We start from the raw sequence: 17776 nt of genomic DNA on the forward strand, positions 1-17776 counted from the left end.
ATCCTAACAACTCAAAGCGTAAAGCTCGCGCTGTTGTAATTTTTATCCGTTCCACCACATGTTATTCTTAAAAAAATATTTGAACCAAAAATTGCGCAACCGATCGATTGCACGTTAACTTGCAACCAATCAGTAGCAGATAATATTCTAAAAATCATGAGACGAGATGTATTTCACGCCATTTCCGATCCCACACGAAGGGCAATCCTCACACGACTTGCAACACAGCCTATGACACCGAATACTTTGGCAGAACATTTCGATTCCAGCAGGCAGGCTGTGTCAAAGCATATCAAGATTCTTACCGAGTGCCAGTTACTCACACAACAACAAACCGGAAGGGAGATATACTATCATTTCAATCCGAGAAGAATGAAGGAAGTTGTGGATTGGCTCGAATCTTTCCAGCAATTATGGGAACAACGTTTTAGCCAATTGGACCAGGTGTTAAAAAAAGTCTAAACCCAAAAAATAATCAGTTATGTTTAAAACCACATTTAAAAAAGATCTCGCGAACAACAAGATGCTTGTTACACGCGAATTTGCAGGCACCATCGAAGACGTATGGCGCGCATGGACTACGCACGAGATACTCGATCAATGGTGGGCACCACTCCCGTGGAAAGCTGTTACCAAAAGTATGAACTTCCGCGAAGGCGGCTCTTGGTTATACTATATGCAGGGACCGGAAGGCGAACGCCACTATGCCCGCATGAATTATAAGAAAATATTGGCTCCAAATTTATTTGAAGGTATAGATTCGTTCTGTGATGAGAACGGTGTTGAAAACAAGGATATGCCAGGCATGAACTGGAAAGTACAATTCAAACCATCGGCAAATGGCACGGTGGTAGAAATTAATATTACCGCTGATTCACAAAAAGATCTCGAAACGATCGTACAGATGGGCTTTGAAGAAGGCTTCAGCGCAGCACATCAGAACCTCGAGGAACTGCTTAATATACGTGTTTAGTTGTTTAGGTGTGTATGTGTGTACGTGTTGGGGCTATCAAAATAGAACACGTGCACACATCGCACACACACCAATACATAAACACGTAACAGCGTAAACACCTAGACACTTTTTAACTATCTTCACGACCTGGCAATAATGCCATGCCTGATTTTTTTAACCTTACCCCATGCTCACATACATCGCCTGGAATGTAAATCCGGATATATATACTTTTAACATTAATGGAACCGAATTACCTCTGCGCTGGTATGGAGTGTTGTTTGCTGCCGGGTTTCTTATTGCTCAGCAGATTCTATACTATATTTTCCGAAAGGATCTGAAGCCGTCCGGAGATGTCGACAAGCTTACTATCTATATTGTTGTCGGTACCATAATCGGTGCGCGCCTCGGACACTATATATTTTACGAATGGGAGCTGCTGCTTCAGGCACCCGGTACCTGGTTTATCAGTCTCATAACGCCTCCGTTTTCAGGACTTGCCAGTCATGGCGGTACCATGGCTGTATTGGTAGCTATATATCTATACTCCCGACAAAAAGATGATCAGTCATTCCTCTGGGTGGTCGACCGCATCGCCGTGGTAGCACCATTGACCGGTGCATTTATACGTTTTGGAAATCTGATGAACTCCGAGATCTACGGAGAAGCTACATCGCTGCCGTGGGCGTTTATTTTTCAACGCGAAACTGATCCATCGTTACTTCCGTTAGAACCACGTCATCCCACACAATTATATGAGATGCTGGTGTATCTCTTGTTGTTTGCCTATACATTTTACCTTTGGAAATATAAACGTGCAACTATACCGGTTGGCACCATCACTGCAGTGCTGCTGATTGTCCTCTTCACAGCACGTTTTTTAATTGAATTCCTGAAGAATAATCAGTCGGGTTTCGAAAACGAACTCTTTCTCAACATGGGGCAGTTACTCAGTATTCCTGCCGTCATCTTAGGAATTGTTATTTTAATAATAGGCTATAGAAGGAAAGAAGTAAAATTATAGTACAACACACAAAACCAACGATTAAACTATATAACCCAAATACAACTATCATGAACACTACAACCAAGTCGCACACCTGCATTACAAACCTTGCATGCATCACACTTATTGGTATAGCTGCCATTGCCTGTAACAAACCTCAGCCAAAAGCCGAAATAAAACCGGAGACATTGCCAATCGAAGGTACTTGGGAATTACTCTCTGAAACGAAGATCGAAAAGAGCGACACTACATTCACACCGGCCGCGAAGAATCAGCGCATGATCAAGATCATCAACAAAACACATTTTGCCTTTTTGCGTCACGACCTGAATGGCGGTAAAGACTCAACCAATGCTATATATGTAGCAGGAGGGGGAACATACGATTATAAAGATGGCGCGTACACCGAACACCTGGAGTTTCTTAACTTCCGTGAGTGGGAGAATCACGACTTTCATTTTACAGTAAAGATTCAAAATGATACACTCATTCAGCAGGGACAGGAAAAAATTGAAGGAACTGATATCGATCGGTATATTATTGAAAAGTATATCCGCGTGTCCAGGTAACTATATCCGGTCCTTTTTTACACCAGTGGCAAGCGCGTTTGTGCTTGCCATTTTTATTACCAGCTGATCGATTAATGACATAGGACAAAAAAGTATTGCTTCTTCACCGCTTGAATGTTCAGTTTTTTTTCGGTACTTAAGGTAACTCAAGTGGTGAAACGCATATTTGCTATACTCATGCTAATTGTTTTCCTGTTCAATGGAATAGGTTACTATGGACTGTTTTACCTTACACGCAATTACCTTCGCAGCGATATGCGCCATAAGCTGGATGCCGGTAACTATACCGACAACCAGACAGTTACGCTGAAAATACCATTTACACTTCCATATCAACTAAATACCAATTTCGAATATGAGCGCATCAACGGCAGCTTTCAGTTTCAGGGTGAGTTCTATAAACTCATTAAACAAAAGCATGTCAACGATACACTTTATATTGTATGTCTCCGCGATAGCGAGGAGAAGCACTTAAACACCGTTGTCACCGACTTTGTTAAAATTACCCATGCATTACCGGCATCTTCCAAAACGTTAAAACTCCTGCAGGGCTTCATCAAAGAATTTGAACCGGGCTACAGAACTGAAATTGAAATTCATCCGCAGTCCGTTGTTGCTATTCTGTTGCAAGCGAATAGACCCTACGTTGTGTTGCAGGCTATAGATGACAACGTAACGCCACCACCGGAATCCTTGCTGTAACCAAAGGAGTTCTGTCTCCATCCTAGACCTTACTTTACGTGTTCTACAGGCACGCATAGCTGTTCCCATGTTTATTTACCGCGTTTCTATACTGACCTGCGATCTGGTTGGTATAGAATAATAGCGTGATATAAAAATGTGCGGTAAGTATATGTGTGCTTATAGTCAGCGTACGGCATTTACCCAAGCATAACCCAACATTCCCAAAACAAAATGATGTATGAGATTACTATATGTTATCATACCAATAATAACCGCTATACTATTAGCATCGTGCACGCAGAGAAAAAACTGTCACGATGAGATGATCGCCATTCTGAAAAATGTGCGAGCTAAGGCAACAACTCCCGGTAACCAGTTTATGCCCGAAGCAAAGATCGCCTACATGGACTCACTGCTGAATCTGCCGCACAGTTCACCGGGCGAAATCGCTTTTTGTAAATACCTCAAAGCAAATGTACTTCTGGAAATAGGACAAGAAGAAGAAGCTATTGCGCTTCTTGAAAGTCTTGTCGGTAACATCAATCCATACCAGGCTGAAAAAGTAAATAAAGACCTGGCGCTGGCATACCTGCGACTGGGAGAGCGAAGCAATTGCATAACGAATCACGCGTCTGCCTCATGCCTGTTACCGATACGCGGATTAGGTGTACACCAGAATCGTTCTGGTTCCGAGCGGGCTATAGCACTCTATGAACAAATCCTGAGACACGATCCCGATGACCTCGAGTCACGCTGGCTTCTCAATATTGCCTATATGACGCTGGGGGAGTACCCTGCCAAAGTCCCGGCAGAATTTATACTTCCCAATATGGACGGTGACACTACTTATAAGGTAAATGCTTTTGAAGATATAGCGGCTGATCTGAAACTTGACATGAACACGCGAGCAGGCGGCAGCATCGCTGAGGATTTTAACAATGACGGATACCTGGACATCATTACCTGCGGATGGGGCCTGGATGATAGTATACTATATTTCATTAACAAGGCCGATGGCACTTTCCAGGATGTTTCCGCATCCGCGGGATTAAAAGGTATTTCCGGTGGACTTAACATCATGCAAACCGATTATAACAACGATGGACTGATGGATGTATTTGTACTTCGTGGCGCATGGAAAAATGAGTTTGGACTTGATCCGAATTCGTTGCTGCGTAATAACGGTGATGGTACTTTTACAGATGTAACAACCGAAAGTGGCCTGCTGTCTTTTCATCCCACGCAAACAGCAACCTGGAATGATTTCAATAACGATGGCTGGCTCGATGTATTTATAGGGAATGAGACTTCTCCGCATGGATACCAACAACCTCATTCATGCGAACTATATATCAATAACCAGGACGGTACATTTTCAGAAATGGCGGTAAAGGCGAATTGCAACATTATCAATTTTGTAAAAGGTGTTACATCCGGAGATTACGATAATGACGGATGGAAAGATATTTTTATATCGACCATGGACAACGGACGTCACTTGCTTCGAAACAAAGCGGGTGAGCTTGGAAAGGTTTTGTTTGAAGATGTATCAGCCTATGCCGGTATATCCGGAGACGAAGGAAGTAGTTTCCCGACCTGGTTCTGGGATTACGACAACGATGGCTGGCTCGATATATTTGCCTGCGATTACTCGTTCAATAAGACACTGGCATATTATGCCGCCGCGGAGAAACTTTCTATCCAGGCAGGCAATCCGCAGAAGATGTATCTATACCACAACAATCACAATGGTACATTTACTAACGTAGCCAAAGAAAAAGGTCTCGATAAGATCGTATTTGCTATGGGCGCTAACTTTGGCGACATTGATAACGATGGCTACCTCGATATGTACCTGGGCACCGGCAATCCTAATTACCAATCACTCGTGCCGAATAAAATGTTTAAGAATATAGGAGGGGAGAAGTTTGCTGATGTTACTGCATCGGCCCGTGTAGGGCATTTGCAAAAAGGACATGCAATCTCCTTTGCCGATATGGACAATGATGGCGACCAGGATATATATATCGAGATGGGGGGGGCCTATATCGGTGATTCCTATCAAAATTCATTCTTTATGAATCCGGGACAAGGCGCCAACAACTGGACGAATATTCACTTAACGGGTAAAAAGGCAAACCGTGCCGCGATCGGTTCGCGGTTAAAAATTACAATTACGGAGAATGGAAAGAAGCGAACAATCTACCGTGACGTAAATTCCGGTGGAAGCTTTGGCTCATCTCCATTACGCAGAGAAATTGGTCTTGGAACCGCTACCAAAATAGATGAGCTGGAAATCCGCTGGCATGGCAGCAATACCATCGATGTTTTTCATGATATACCCGTTAACCAGTATATCAAGATCGCAGAGGGCGACAAGACGTTCGAAACTGTTGCACTAAAAAAAATAGACTGGGTACTGCCCGAAAAAATCTGCGCACCGTTGGCTCTGAAATAAATATAGCAAGGGAGTTATAGGTATATAAAAGAAGGGGTGGTGTAAAAGCTACCCTTTCTGATTCTAAAGCGCTAAGGATTAGCGATTGTTCTTCCCAATTGCAGCCAGTCAAACCCGGTTTCAATGCGGTTATGGTGCAGGGCGGGGAGTTGCGTTGTAATCAGCAATGTAGTTGCGCCAAGGTCGGCACGATGATATTGAGGCATCAGCTGCTTGATGGCTTTTACCATTTTAAACGATACGTCTGGAAAAAATTTCTGCACGGATTGCTTGAGCCTGGTAATATTGTTCATTCCGTACATCAAAACAACGTCAGGTCTATACGCGGACATGTTTTCAAGAATATGTTGTATGCGCATATCGTAAACATGTTCTTCGTACAGCGTCCGACTTTTCAGAAAGCCCAATAGCGGCAAGTCCAGCCAGCTGTAATACCAGCCGTGATTGTGCGGACACGGCAGGGGATATAGTTTGATCAATGCCTCACGACCAGCATCCGGCAATAGAAATTGTTCCTTCTGGTAAGTCAGTATATCCGTAAGTGCTTCCTTGCGATAGCCATGCGCAAAAGCTATCAGATTTTTCCACACACCATGCAATGTGGCACTGCGATCGAATCTGTATTCATAGTGATTCGAAATTAGATTGGCTTTGGCTCCGCTTTGTCTGAAGGCAACGTGTCGGTATACTTCACGAACATCACAAAGCGTTGAGAATGTTTGGTGTCCATTATATAAATAGTTAAACTTTTCGGCTACTTCCTCCGGCAGATCTCCGCCACCTTCTTCATAGCCTATAAACCAGATCCGGGCATTCCATGTGCCATATCCGTAGAAATTGTTTATCCAATAGGCGAGTCGTTCTTCTTCGATTAACATATGTAGCTATAGCAATCGCTACACTTCAAAACCGCTCGACTCTGAAATGTAGCGATCTTTAGACAGATTATTTGCCTTCACTCCATGGAGGAGCAATTTTATTCATGCGCGCATAGGCAATCAGTTGTCCGAGGTGTTCATTGGAGTGTCCCACTACAATCAATATAGCAGACATGCTCGTGAACTCTCCCGGAAACGGAAATTCTACTTTGTTTGCCAGTGCTGCATCCGGAGTATTCTTAATAGCATTAAGAATCAGGTCGTAAGACTTTTTGAGTTCAGCGGCAATGGCATCTTTCGTCTTCAGATTTTTTTCGAGCGTCTCCATTTTAACGCCATCCGGAATTTTAGCGCCAAGCTTGGAAGCAAAAAAGTAATTGGCAGAAATAATGTGAGCACAGACTTCCGCTACGGAGCGTACACCTTTCTCCGGCGTCCAGCTATACTTGTCGGCAGGAATTGCCTGGGCAAGTTGCATCACATGTCCGGAAACAAAGGTGAGTGATCCGGCAGTCTCTTTCTGAAATTGTCCCTGGCAAAATGCCTGAGTAGAACATAGCAGCACTACAATGACTAATAGTTTTTTCATAAACGTTAGGGTTGGTGGATGATCACTAAGGTAAAAAGAAGCGCGACAGAATTTCAACGAAGAAAAAGAAGTATTCCAAACCGGAAGTTTCTGCGACCGAAGCGCAAGAATGGTAAATTGAAAAACCTGTCTCAACCTACAGTCCAGTAGCAGCGAGCTACCGGACCCTGTCTGAAGAATTTGCACCTTAGTTCGATCACTGCCGTAACCGAGTCAGCAGCCAAATCAACAGATAGGAAAGAGGATGGCTGATTTCAAAGTGACGTAACGATATTGGAACAACCAAATGCCGAATCCAGGATAGAGCTTAATTCTATTTAACATAATATAAATTATATAACTTTAGCTTGGCTAAGTTATTGACTCGCAGTTATATAATCATATTATGTTAACCATCCCAGCGGCCATGGACGCGCATGCCCCTACAATCGCTGGTCTGGCGGTTTACGGCTTCGTATTGAAGTTTTCGGTAGTCTCGCGCAGGCCAACCGCACAGTTATATAATTTGACGTTATGTGTAAATAGCCGCTCAAGGCCGCGCTCATCCGGGCCATGTACACCTCGTCCTTGAGTGTCTATTTAAACGATAAAGATTGAGCAAGAAAGTTTTTTGCCCACGCGCATGAGTGCAAACAACCGCGCCAAGCATTAGTAATGCAGGCCGCGCATGCCAGACTCAGGCCAAAGCCAGCATCACACATGCTTGATCCATCGCTCTAAGATCAATTCAATTGAGTTCTGATAAAGCTCACTGAATTAGTTTATTAGTTCGCTGAACGCTCACCAGAACTTCAAAGGTGTTCGCACTTTATTTTTCTTTTGTTCTTTTTGCCTTGATGCAAAAAGAACAAAAAAAATCAAGAGCCAAATATGCTTCCACGCGCCTTGCCATCACGCCACCCCGCATTTGGCTCGGGCCAGCGCTCGGCTACCTCAATTATCTTTTTGAGTGTTTCAAAAATTTGCGATACAGGTGGTCCGCAACCTTGCTCAGGCTTTCTTTAATTTCTGAGTCCTCTGTTTTGTCAATTAATTCGTCTAACCTTTCAATCAATTTGTTAGCAGCATCACTTGCTCCTTGTGCGTCCTTAGTTTTCAATGCTGTGGTCATTTCATCAAGAAATTCTGAATGAATCAATTGTGCTTCTATCAGGTCTAGCCCTGAGATCATCATACTCTCATCAATTTCACTTAGCTCATTCCGCTGAGACTCATTGTACAAGTCTAGGCCAACGTCATCAAAACCAAGTACTTCTTTGATTCTCTTATTTAGGCGTTCATTTATTTCGTTGTTGCATTTTGGATTCTTGTCAATTATTACTTCCCCTGACTTTGTTAACTCAACCGAGAAGCAGTGAAGCCTCTCAATGTATTTCCCTTCGTATTTTTCATAAAAAGTCTCATTTGATGAGATATTTATAAAAATCCCTAATGGGTAGTTAAGTTTCTCGAACATCAAATCAAGTTTTTCGAAGTCTTCCTTAGCGTCCTTCTCCCCTGCCTTTAACTTTATTTGAATGGCAGCGAAGTTTCCTTCTGTCCGAGACTCGTGAGCATTTTGTTGAAATGGAGTGTGAATAATAATATCAGGCCTTATTCTTATTCCATGAGCTTTAAATCTCTTTTGATATTCTTCTTCAATTACATGTTGGTCTGGAATAATGCCTTTTAAAGTTTGGGCAAGTCGTGCATTTAATTCTCCTTGGAATCCGCGTTCAGTTTCAAAAAATCTTGGGTGAGAAATTGAAGAGAGCGTCTCTTTAAATATGTCGAGGAATTTATTCATAAGTATTTGAGATATAATAAAGATACTTAAACATAACACAAAGTTACGGGGCTTGCGGAATAGAAAGCTGCAAGGGTTCGCTACGCCTGCTCGCAAAAAAATCTCCACCCCCCCCTCCTTCCAGCCCACATTCACGGGTAGTATTTTTTTACGGCAGCCCTTGCACCTTTCTATCCGGTCCCGTGAGCGGGTGTCATGTTTAAATATATATTTCGTGTCAATGTTGGCGGCTGGTGGCTGCTGCTTGGCGTTTGGCGTTCAGGTTCTCCGTTTGCATTTCGCGTGTGGCGTTCAAGCCCACGTGAGTATTTGCTCAGGTTCTTGTGGCTTGAGGTTGCAGTTTCAGAGCTCCCTTTTTAGGGGGCTCTGAGATAGAAGTTCGTATTTTGGTTTAAATTTGAGAAGGTCACACAATAAAAGTATGCGACACGTAAGTTGGCTGGAACAAGTCGAAACCATTGATACCGGGGATCGAAAACGAGTTTTGGTTTTTAGGTACAATCATGTTAATGATAATGATATTCTAGATGAGTGGGCTAAGCATTTTAGAAATCATTATTGCAGCGATACGGAAATTGATAGTGAGGCTTCAGCAACTGGCATGTCAAAGTCAGACTACCTATTGAATATCAAATTTCCTAGCCGTACTGATGCTCCTGGCCCCAGTGTCAGAGCTGGAGACTTTGGCGAGATACTTGTCGCAGATTATCTTCAATTCGTATTAGGCTATGATGTGCCTAGAACGAGATATGAGTTCAAATCAATAAGAAACGAAAGTACCAAAGGAATTGATGTGGTCGGATTTAGGCTGGCAAATCCAAGCGAAATTACAAATGCCGATGAGTTATTCACTTTTGAAGTGAAATGTTCATTGACCTCTAGCAACAATGCAACTCTTCAAAACGCTATTGATGATTCAAAGAAAGACTTTGAAATAAGAAAAGCTGAATCATTGGCTGCAATGAAAATTAGACTTCGAGCACAGAGTAATTTATCCAAAATTGCTTTAGTCGAAAGATTTCAAAATCAGATTGATAGGCCATATCGGCAAAATTCTGGTGCAGCTGCTGTTGTTGCTAATCATGTTTGGTCTCAAGAAATTATAATAAAAGCTACAGCCAAAGAACATCCGAATAGAAGCAGGTTGACTCTAATAGTGATTAAGGGTGATCAATTAATGAATTTAGTTCACAATTTATACGACAGAGCTTGTGATTTCACCTGAAGCCGAAGCAATAAGATTACTTGCTGTAACTCGATCAAAATCCAAGATGTTCGAGTACCATGTCCCTGAAAATAGACATATCCAAGTATCATCATCAGTAAGCAATTTAGTCGACCTAGGGATAGGTATTTTGGGCGACCAAAATTCAGACAACAATGGTGTCCAGCAACCTAACTTATTATTTTCAGCAAGATATTTTGACTCATTAAATGGTTCGCAAATTCAGTCCAATGACGGACCATACTTAAAATTATTGAGTGCCATTGCGTATTACTTGGGGGGCTTTCCTGGCAGTACACATGTGATGCTTAGGGACACTCAATCCCTCAATATTGATGCATCGGGCATCGAGAACTTAATTCTAAGGGTTCTTAGAAAAGACCGCATTGCACTTGATCTGGATCCTGATAATTCGCTAAGTAGTTTCATTTCAATCGCTAATGAAAGTTTCACTCGTTTCCTAGATACTGGAGATACAGAAGAAAATTTGAGAACAACTTTTTCAAAACTTAGGGATGCGGCTTTGCACGATGGGAATGACCGCGAATTGTTTTTAGCGGATGTTCTACAAGTACTCATCGGCAAATACCTGGAGCACTCGATTTGGCTTTCTCTACCATCATTTTCAGGTGCCGAAAAGCAACTATGGTCGCCATATATTTTAAAGCAAAATGCAATAAAAGAATTATGGCCTGCCCAAATGTTGCTTGGGTCAAATGGGGTTTTTAACGGGTCATCAGCGGTTGTTCAAATGCCAACCAGCGCTGGTAAGACTAAATCAGCAGAACTAATTATTCGGAGTGCAATCTTAAAGGGCAGATCAAAAGTTTCAGTAATTGTTGCTCCCTTTAGGGCGCTATGTCAAGAAATATGTAACTCACTTATAGATGAGTTTCAGGGCGAACCTAACGTAAAAGTTAGTCTCGTCTCTGATGTTATGCAGGACGATTTTACTATTGAACTGCAGGAATTATTTTACGTGATAATTCTTACCCCTGAGAAGCTCGATTTTATTCTAAGGCACAACCCTGAGTTTTCAAATTCAATTGGTCTGATAATTTTTGATGAAGCTCATTTGTTTGACGATCCATTTAGAGGACCAAAGTTCGAGATGTTGCTTGCAAGTTTAAAATCAAAACTATCCCCGCAAATCCAGAGAATTTTAATATCAGCTGTAATGCCAAACTCTGAAGAGATAGGTAGTTGGTTTATTGGTGATCAATGTAAAAACGTTATTGCAAGAGATTTACATCCAACTGCAAAAAGCACCGCCTTTGTGAATTGGCTAGGTCAAAATGGCCAATTATCCTTTAGAAATGAAAGTGATGTGAATCGTGAGGATTTTTTCGTTCCGTTTCTGCTGTCGGAGCAGCAGCTTACATTAAAAGGAAGGGAAACAAAGGAACGATTTTTTCCAGTAAAGAATGACCCAGGGTCCATCGCTCTCTCACTTGGTTGCCGACTTGTGCAGAGTGGGTCGGTCGCAATTTTCTGCGGTCGAAAGGATTCAGTTTCTTCTTTGTGTTCGGTTGTCGTTGATGCTTTTGACAGAGATGCTACCATTGCAAATCCGGCTGATTTTGGTGATGAAATTGAACTTTCAAGACTTCAACGATATATAAAAAACACCCTTGGCGATCATCTGGATTATCATAAGGCATCATTACTAGGTATCTTACCACACCACGGAAGTACTCCACAAGGTTTACGGCTTTCCGTTGAGTATGCCCTTCAAAAGGAGCACTCAAAGTTTGTTATTTGTACAAGCACCTTAGCTCAAGGAGTTAATCTTCCGATACGTTACCTAATCGTAACCACTGATAGACAAGGTGAAGATGAAATCAAAACAAGAGATTTTCATAATTTAATTGGAAGAGCGGGAAGAGCGCTGAAGTATACAGAAGGGACAACAATTTTTGCCAATGATAGCATTATTCGAGAGGCATGGCGCCTTAGCCACACCAAAGAGTTGCTAGATCCCTCGAATTCGGAAATGTGCCTAAGTCGTCTCTCAATTCTAGTTGAGCCGCGTCCTGATGATGAAACGCAGGCATCTTTCTATGACCGAAATAGACGGGTGGTTGAAGCTGAGGTTGGTTTATTTCTACTTCAAGTACTAAGTGAAATAAGAGCAAACGAAAGTATCACTGAAAAAGCTAAAATACTTGCCGAGAATACTTTGGCATATTTTCAAGCAGATGTTGAAGGTAAACAAGCTCTGGTCAATTATTTCGTTGATCGAGCACATCAAATTGCCGAGCAGGAGCCATCGGTCGAAAAGAGGGTAATCTTTTCTAAATCTGTTCTGAGCTTATCTGACACTCAAGATGTTCATAACTTTTTAGAGGAAAGAGTTGACGAGATAAACCTAGTTAATAGTGCAGAAGAATTATTGGAACGATTATGGCCGATTATCCATGTCAAGAATGAAGATTTTCCTAAAAAAATTGAAAGTACAAGATTGCTAGCAGCAAGTATTCTTTGGATCAAAGGTTCCGGGTTTGCTGAAATATTTAACCTATTGGAGGATGAAGATTTTTCAAAGGCAACTGCGAAGCGAAAAAGGAGACCGAATGTAGATATTATAGTTTCACTTTGTGAAAATTTGATAGGATTCCGATGTTCACTGGTTGTCGGTTCATGCCTAGAGATTCTTCAACTTTTTGATAGATACAACAGAGAAAAAGACTCAATATTCAAGCAACTCCAAAAGATGCTTCGCTATGGGATTAAGCAAAGGCTTGAAATAAAGCTATACGAGTTGGGTTTCTCAGATCGTAACCTTGTCGTGGAACTAGCTGGAATTATTTCCGATGACCTCGCGGGGTTGGAGCTAAGCGCTTTGCAAAATTCTTTTAGAACGAATCTAGTTTCAATCTCTGAGGTAATTAGTACCAAATATCCAGCATACTTTACTAAGAAACTAAACGATTTTTTAGCCGAATAGCTGAATTGAATACACTAGTCTAACTCACTTGACTCCGATGCCGCTAACTAGTATTTCAAACTATTTCTGAAATCTGTCTTCAATTCTTGCAATTGCCTTAATGGCAGCCTCACCTACTTCAGTATCCGTATATTGTTTGAGTAAAGAAGTATCAAGTAAGTTACCCACTTCCCCCAATCCATAGATAGAGTGAATAAGAATTTTGTTTTTTTCCGGCCACTGAAAGTATTGCTTTTGAATATCTGGACGAGATATTGCATTTCGATAAATCTCCGCAAAATTTTCAGGAAACATAGCACTGACATGCATCACAACATTGCGGTCTTTTGCAAGTTGTGCAATACTTAGGTTATTCGCGTCACGACAAACCATAATTACGCCAGCCGATGCTCCCGCTTCATGATCTAACAATACCTTCCAGGCATTCTCAGTGCTTTGGAATCTTATATCAGAGGTTAAATCTCGTCTGTTCAGCCAATACAAAATTTCAGCATAAGATTTGAGTGCCTTAGAAGGAGCATCTGTTAAGGAAGCATTCGCCAAAACTATACTCTTGCCAAGCCAACCTAATATGACGTGGGCAGCCAAATAGGTTTCGATAGCTTCCTGCGGCATATTTGATTGTTTTGAAGGAAGCTTGCAAAATGGAATATAACTATCGGCTGTCGAAGGGTCCTCAAAGACCGCCAATCTATAGAGTGCAGTTGGCAGGCCGAATACATATTCTCGCACTGCTGCACCCTTAACTGCCATATGATACAATTTTTTGGCATCGACTTCTGAGAGCTCATTAAGTACTTGCCAGTATGCCCCATAATATGGATGGTCAAATGTTCTTTGATGGAACGAGAAGGCTTCATTCTGATTTTTTGGATCATTCTCGTCATTAAAGATGCTTATCAATTCATTTCGAACAACATCTTGATACTGGAGCTCATCGTTTTCGAGTGCGCCAAGCGAATGTAGAGCTTCCATAATTGAAGTCGGCATCAGGAAGTTTTCTTTCTCTATTTCTAGTAGGTTGTTTAGCGCATCGATCAATTCTTCACGCTGCTCTATTGAGTATCCGTCAGAATAATGCGCGGCATCAATCAATGCATTTTTTAGATGATACGGAAAATACTTCCAACGCTCTTTTATCCACACCGATAATACTGGCGCCAATAGAGTTTTCCATGCTTGGTTTCTAAACCTGAACAGCCGGACTAATTCGATCAATAAATACAACTGGCCATTCGTAAGATCATTTGCATCAATCCTTTTTTTACATACTCCAGCAGAAGTGGTGATGGAATTAATTCCATCATACTCCATCCCCCGTTATTAAAATTTTTGGCAATCATTGAGGCTGATGTCTCTATAGAAGAGTAGAAGCGCAGATACGCTTCCTGAAACATATCCGAACGGAGAGAAATTCGTTTTTCAATTGCTTCGGGTCTAAGTCTTGTGAATTCTCGACTCAAAACTTCATCTGTTTGTTGAAAAACTTCAAAAATCTCATGAATACATTTACCATTTACTAAGACAAGTGGAAGAGCATGGATAAAAGTAATTTCCTGTTGGGTCCAAGGGTAGGCTGAGTTTTCATGAATCAAAACCCTAAACATGAATGTTTCTACCGCAGACGGGCCAGGTTTCTTCTCTGCGGTATCAGTGATTTTAAAACTTAGATTGGCGATTTCCATTTTCACCTTGGAGAAAAGTTCAATGCACTTTTGTTGTGCCCATTGCTTGGCATATCCACCGCAATCTCCATCAAGGCATGCCTCAATAACATTGAAATCCTGAGTTGCCGCCAAAACAGAATCGAGTAGCGGATAGTCATCGATTGCTCCTAAAATCAACACACGTTGCTCATTGTGTTTAGGTAAAGACAACGCTTTTATTAACTTTTTCAAATCTCCATTTGCATCCCTGACAACTGCCTCTGCTGCAAAGGCATTGAAAAACAATTCATGGCCAAAGTACACTCGACCTGCGCGATTTACTAGTAGCCCAGAGTCAAACAAGTAACCAGTATTTTGCTGAACCGACATAAGCCGGTCAAAATCACGCGCAGATAAACTAAACGTGATTCGATCGTAAAGAAATTTCGCAACGGATGAAAGTGCGGTTATCCCTAGTTGAGTGTTCTTACCAAGTCGATGACGAGCATAAAGATCAAATATTTCAAAGCGACTAGCTTCAAGGGAGATTACACTTGCGACTTCACCGATCAGCTTGGCCTCCAATCCAGTTTTAACAGCTGCAAGCAGAGCATCAGTACGGTCAAGATTAGGCAAGCTCGAGTTTCGCCTGGCAATTTCTTTTTTTATATCTATACTTGGCGCGGGAACTTCAATTTCTAAGAAGTTGAGTTCATCAAGCCCCTTAACAGAGTGCTGCGTTGTAATAATTACCCGTGCCTGATGTCGGTTTACGAACGCTAAAATCCAAAGATTAAGTTTCACAGCAAGGTTAGGCGGGCATTCATTGTATCCGTCAATGATTAACACAATCTTTTTTTCAAGAACCGTGCAGGCTTCGTCTACTTCCCTTAAAGTAAGTGTTGTCAGACTCGATCTTTTTTCAACATCCTGATCAATCTGATTTACGAATTGAATCGCTTCGATTAAAAGCGGGACATTTCCTTGTTGCACAATTTTCATTGCAACAGCTTTAGCGAATAAACTCTTGCCTCGGCCCGATCCACCAACAATTTGAATGTTATTCTCTAACAGTTCAGCAATTCTTTCGTTGGTTATGAGGACTGGTTCATGATTTATAATGTAATCGCCCGTGACAAATAATTTTGTTGACTCCTCGTACGCATAGATAATTTCAGCACTGTGCTTTTGAATAATTAAATGAGCCTTTTCTTGACTCATCCTTGCATTTTGTAGCTCATTATTGTTCTCGTGTGCCCTCTTGATTCGTTTAAGTTCCTGAGCAGAGTAAGTAACCTCCTGTTGATCTATTTTATCATGGCAGTTTGCGCAAACCAGAATAAGATTGTCATATTTGTTTAACTCCTTTTTTGTTGGTCCAGGCATTCCACGCGGACCATCAATGGATATAGCATTGATGTGAGCAATTTTAGCAATACTTACTACTTTGCCTCCCTCCGAGTGAGGAAGTTCTATTATAGTACACTGACATAGGGCGCAGCGATTCCCTGATCTTGCAAAAAGAGCTTTTACGGTTGTTTGAGGGATGGAAGGGCGTAGCGATCCTGACATCTTTATCTAATTTCCCTTTCAATTTAGCAGGTTTGTCCAATTAGCTTTCGTTTTTTTTGTTCTGAAGGCTCTTTAGCGCAACAGCAACACACATTGTGCAGGCCACACATGCCAACGCGAAAACCAAAGCCTACCCAAAGAGTGTCGCTGCCCCAGCCCGGTGGTGAATGATGAAGATTGAGTTATTGAAAGCCAACGCTAAAAAACTTTCTATGAAGATTCCGGTAAGCCCGGATGCCTAAGCTATGTTAACATAACGCTCGCCATTATATAACTAAAGCCCCACTAAATTCCTGCACAGCTCAACCATCCCATCTATTTGTATCTCGCATCAACCAAGTTAATCCCAATCACCCCAGGAGTCACCGCCATCACCATCGTCAAGGCCAGTTGTTGCTACTGGAAGTTTTGCATAGAGGCCGGCACTCTGATGTTTTTGGCCACGGAAAAAGCGCATCCTATAATCTAAACCTAAGTAGTAATTGATCCAAGCCGTACCCTGAAGCCCAAGTTTCGCGCCATCGCCTCCACCAACCTGTAATACCGGGCCCACAGAAATACCCGCGACACCAATGCCGGTTTGCAGCTCTGAGTAAAATCTTGTTGTTTTTCTTCGATCGAATTCAATTCCGAAATCGACACTGTGAGGGAATTGGGAGACATTCCAGTATGCTCCCTCTATGGCGAAAGACACGGTTGGCTTTCCACGCCCAAAGTTCGCATGCAGCATAGGGCCAACCGTCCAAATCTCTTGCGCCAGAACATTCGAATTAACAATGAATAACAAGGCGGTAATAATTAGTATTTTACGAGAGACCATTTGGCTGTGATCTACAGCATCTATACCCACTTTATACTTCATTTTTTGATTAAGATAGTATTCTTCATAAGCGTCAACACACACATTGTAACCCCTCGCAAGGTCTAATTTTACAGTATCTGATGCGTCTGCTTTAAAATATCCATTACAAAAATGCTTTTGAATTGGCCAATGCCTTTTACGCCACTGAGTTCGTTGACGTAAAAGTCGCGGTAGCTTTTCATGCTGCTGGCAACAATCTTGAGCATGAAATCAAATTCGCCTGATACGTTATAGCATTCAATTACTTCCGGAAATTTTGTAACGGCTTCGATAAACTCTTTACCAGTCTTTTTGTTGTGAACGTTCAGCGAAACGTAGCAGATAACCATGATACCTTTATTCACGAGTTCGTTGTTCAGCAGCGCTACATATTGACGGATCACACCGCTGTTCTCGAGTCGCTTGATGCGCTCGTGGATTGGTGTCGCGCTCAGGTGTACACGCGATGCTATGTCGCGCACCGTAAGCTTGGCATCTTCCTGTAGCAACCGTAGTATCTGTATATCCGTTGCATCCAGTTTAACCTCGTCTGTAGTGTCTTGTTCTTTTTTCATATTTCTGGAGAGTGATCGTCAAGCATTCTGTTCTTTAAAATTAAT

Annotated in this window: 15 protein-coding genes; 8 read left to right on the forward strand and 7 right to left on the reverse strand. The window is 41.9% G+C overall.

What is annotated here, in order from left to right; all coding sequences use genetic code 11:
• The first annotated feature begins 156 nt into the window (after positions 1 to 156).
• The 6 genes from ACFQ21_RS10190 (at position 157) to ACFQ21_RS10215 (ending at position 5672) form a co-directional block, all read left to right on the forward strand.
• On the forward strand, positions 157 to 462 hold the full coding sequence (locus tag ACFQ21_RS10190) for an ArsR/SmtB family transcription factor (protein ID WP_377578577.1): 306 nt from the start codon (positions 157 to 159) through the stop codon (positions 460 to 462).
• A 19-nt stretch (positions 463 to 481) separates the two neighbouring features.
• Entirely contained in the window at positions 482 to 973 is a 492-nt protein-coding gene (locus tag ACFQ21_RS10195) for an SRPBCC family protein (protein WP_377578579.1), read from the forward strand.
• A gap of 169 nt (positions 974 to 1142) precedes the next feature.
• Complete coding sequence (gene lgt, locus ACFQ21_RS10200; protein ID WP_377578581.1) at positions 1143 to 1979, forward strand: prolipoprotein diacylglyceryl transferase; 837 nt, start codon at positions 1143 to 1145, stop codon at positions 1977 to 1979.
• A gap of 50 nt (positions 1980 to 2029) precedes the next feature.
• A complete protein-coding gene (locus ACFQ21_RS10205) occupies positions 2030 to 2530 on the forward strand; it encodes a hypothetical protein (RefSeq protein ID WP_377578583.1) in 501 nt (166 codons plus the stop codon).
• Positions 2531 to 2683: 153 nt separating this feature from the next.
• Positions 2684 to 3232 carry a hypothetical protein gene (locus tag ACFQ21_RS10210; protein ID WP_377578585.1) on the forward strand — a complete coding sequence of 183 codons (549 nt, stop codon included), beginning with the start codon at positions 2684 to 2686 and terminating at the stop codon, positions 3230 to 3232.
• A gap of 220 nt (positions 3233 to 3452) precedes the next feature.
• Positions 3453 to 5672, forward strand: a complete 2220-nt coding sequence (locus ACFQ21_RS10215) for an FG-GAP-like repeat-containing protein (RefSeq protein ID WP_377578587.1) — start codon at positions 3453 to 3455, stop codon at positions 5670 to 5672.
• A gap of 71 nt (positions 5673 to 5743) precedes the next feature.
• On the opposite strand, the gene ACFQ21_RS10220 is transcribed toward ACFQ21_RS10215, so the two are convergent.
• From ACFQ21_RS10220 to ACFQ21_RS10230, 3 genes are all read right to left on the reverse strand, one after another.
• Positions 5744 to 6550 (reverse strand): hypothetical protein, encoded by an 807-nt coding sequence (locus ACFQ21_RS10220; protein WP_377578589.1) that lies wholly within the window; start codon positions 6548 to 6550, stop codon positions 5744 to 5746.
• A gap of 67 nt (positions 6551 to 6617) precedes the next feature.
• Entirely contained in the window at positions 6618 to 7139 is a 522-nt protein-coding gene (locus ACFQ21_RS10225; protein WP_377578591.1) for a DinB family protein, read from the reverse strand.
• Between the two features lie 937 nt (positions 7140 to 8076).
• Positions 8077 to 8925 carry a hypothetical protein gene (locus ACFQ21_RS10230; protein WP_377578593.1) on the reverse strand — a complete coding sequence of 283 codons (849 nt, stop codon included), beginning with the start codon at positions 8923 to 8925 and terminating at the stop codon, positions 8077 to 8079.
• 421 nt (positions 8926 to 9346) lie between these two features.
• Here ACFQ21_RS10230 and ACFQ21_RS10235 point away from each other — a divergent pair, with 421 nt between their 5' ends.
• Positions 9347 to 10150 carry a Hachiman antiphage defense system protein HamA gene (locus ACFQ21_RS10235; RefSeq protein ID WP_377578595.1) on the forward strand — a complete coding sequence of 268 codons (804 nt, stop codon included), beginning with the start codon at positions 9347 to 9349 and terminating at the stop codon, positions 10148 to 10150.
• Complete coding sequence (locus tag ACFQ21_RS10240) at positions 10137 to 13097, forward strand: DEAD/DEAH box helicase (RefSeq protein WP_377578597.1); 2961 nt, start codon at positions 10137 to 10139, stop codon at positions 13095 to 13097. Before ACFQ21_RS10235 ends, ACFQ21_RS10240 begins: the two co-directional genes overlap by 14 nt.
• Positions 13098 to 13157: 60 nt before the next feature.
• Here ACFQ21_RS10240 and ACFQ21_RS10245 read toward each other — a convergent pair whose 3' ends face one another.
• From ACFQ21_RS10245 to ACFQ21_RS10260, 4 genes are all read right to left on the reverse strand, one after another.
• The gene (locus ACFQ21_RS10245) at positions 13158 to 14411 is read right to left on the reverse strand and encodes a hypothetical protein (protein WP_377578599.1); all 1254 of its coding nucleotides are present in this window, start codon (positions 14409 to 14411) and stop codon (positions 13158 to 13160) included.
• On the reverse strand, positions 14312 to 16315 hold the full coding sequence (locus ACFQ21_RS10250; RefSeq protein WP_377578601.1) for a hypothetical protein: 2004 nt from the start codon (positions 16313 to 16315) through the stop codon (positions 14312 to 14314). The genes ACFQ21_RS10245 and ACFQ21_RS10250 overlap by 100 nt, the downstream gene beginning before the upstream one ends.
• Positions 16316 to 16655: 340 nt before the next feature.
• A complete protein-coding gene (locus ACFQ21_RS10255; protein WP_377578603.1) occupies positions 16656 to 17177 on the reverse strand; it encodes a hypothetical protein in 522 nt (173 codons plus the stop codon).
• A 68-nt stretch (positions 17178 to 17245) separates the two neighbouring features.
• Positions 17246 to 17731, reverse strand: a complete 486-nt coding sequence (locus ACFQ21_RS10260) for an Lrp/AsnC family transcriptional regulator (protein WP_377578605.1) — start codon at positions 17729 to 17731, stop codon at positions 17246 to 17248.
• Positions 17732 to 17776: the final 45 nt, after the last annotated feature.

This window comes from Ohtaekwangia kribbensis (genome assembly GCF_042676245.1).
GTDB classification, from domain to species: domain Bacteria; phylum Bacteroidota; class Bacteroidia; order Cytophagales; family Cyclobacteriaceae; genus Ohtaekwangia; species Ohtaekwangia kribbensis.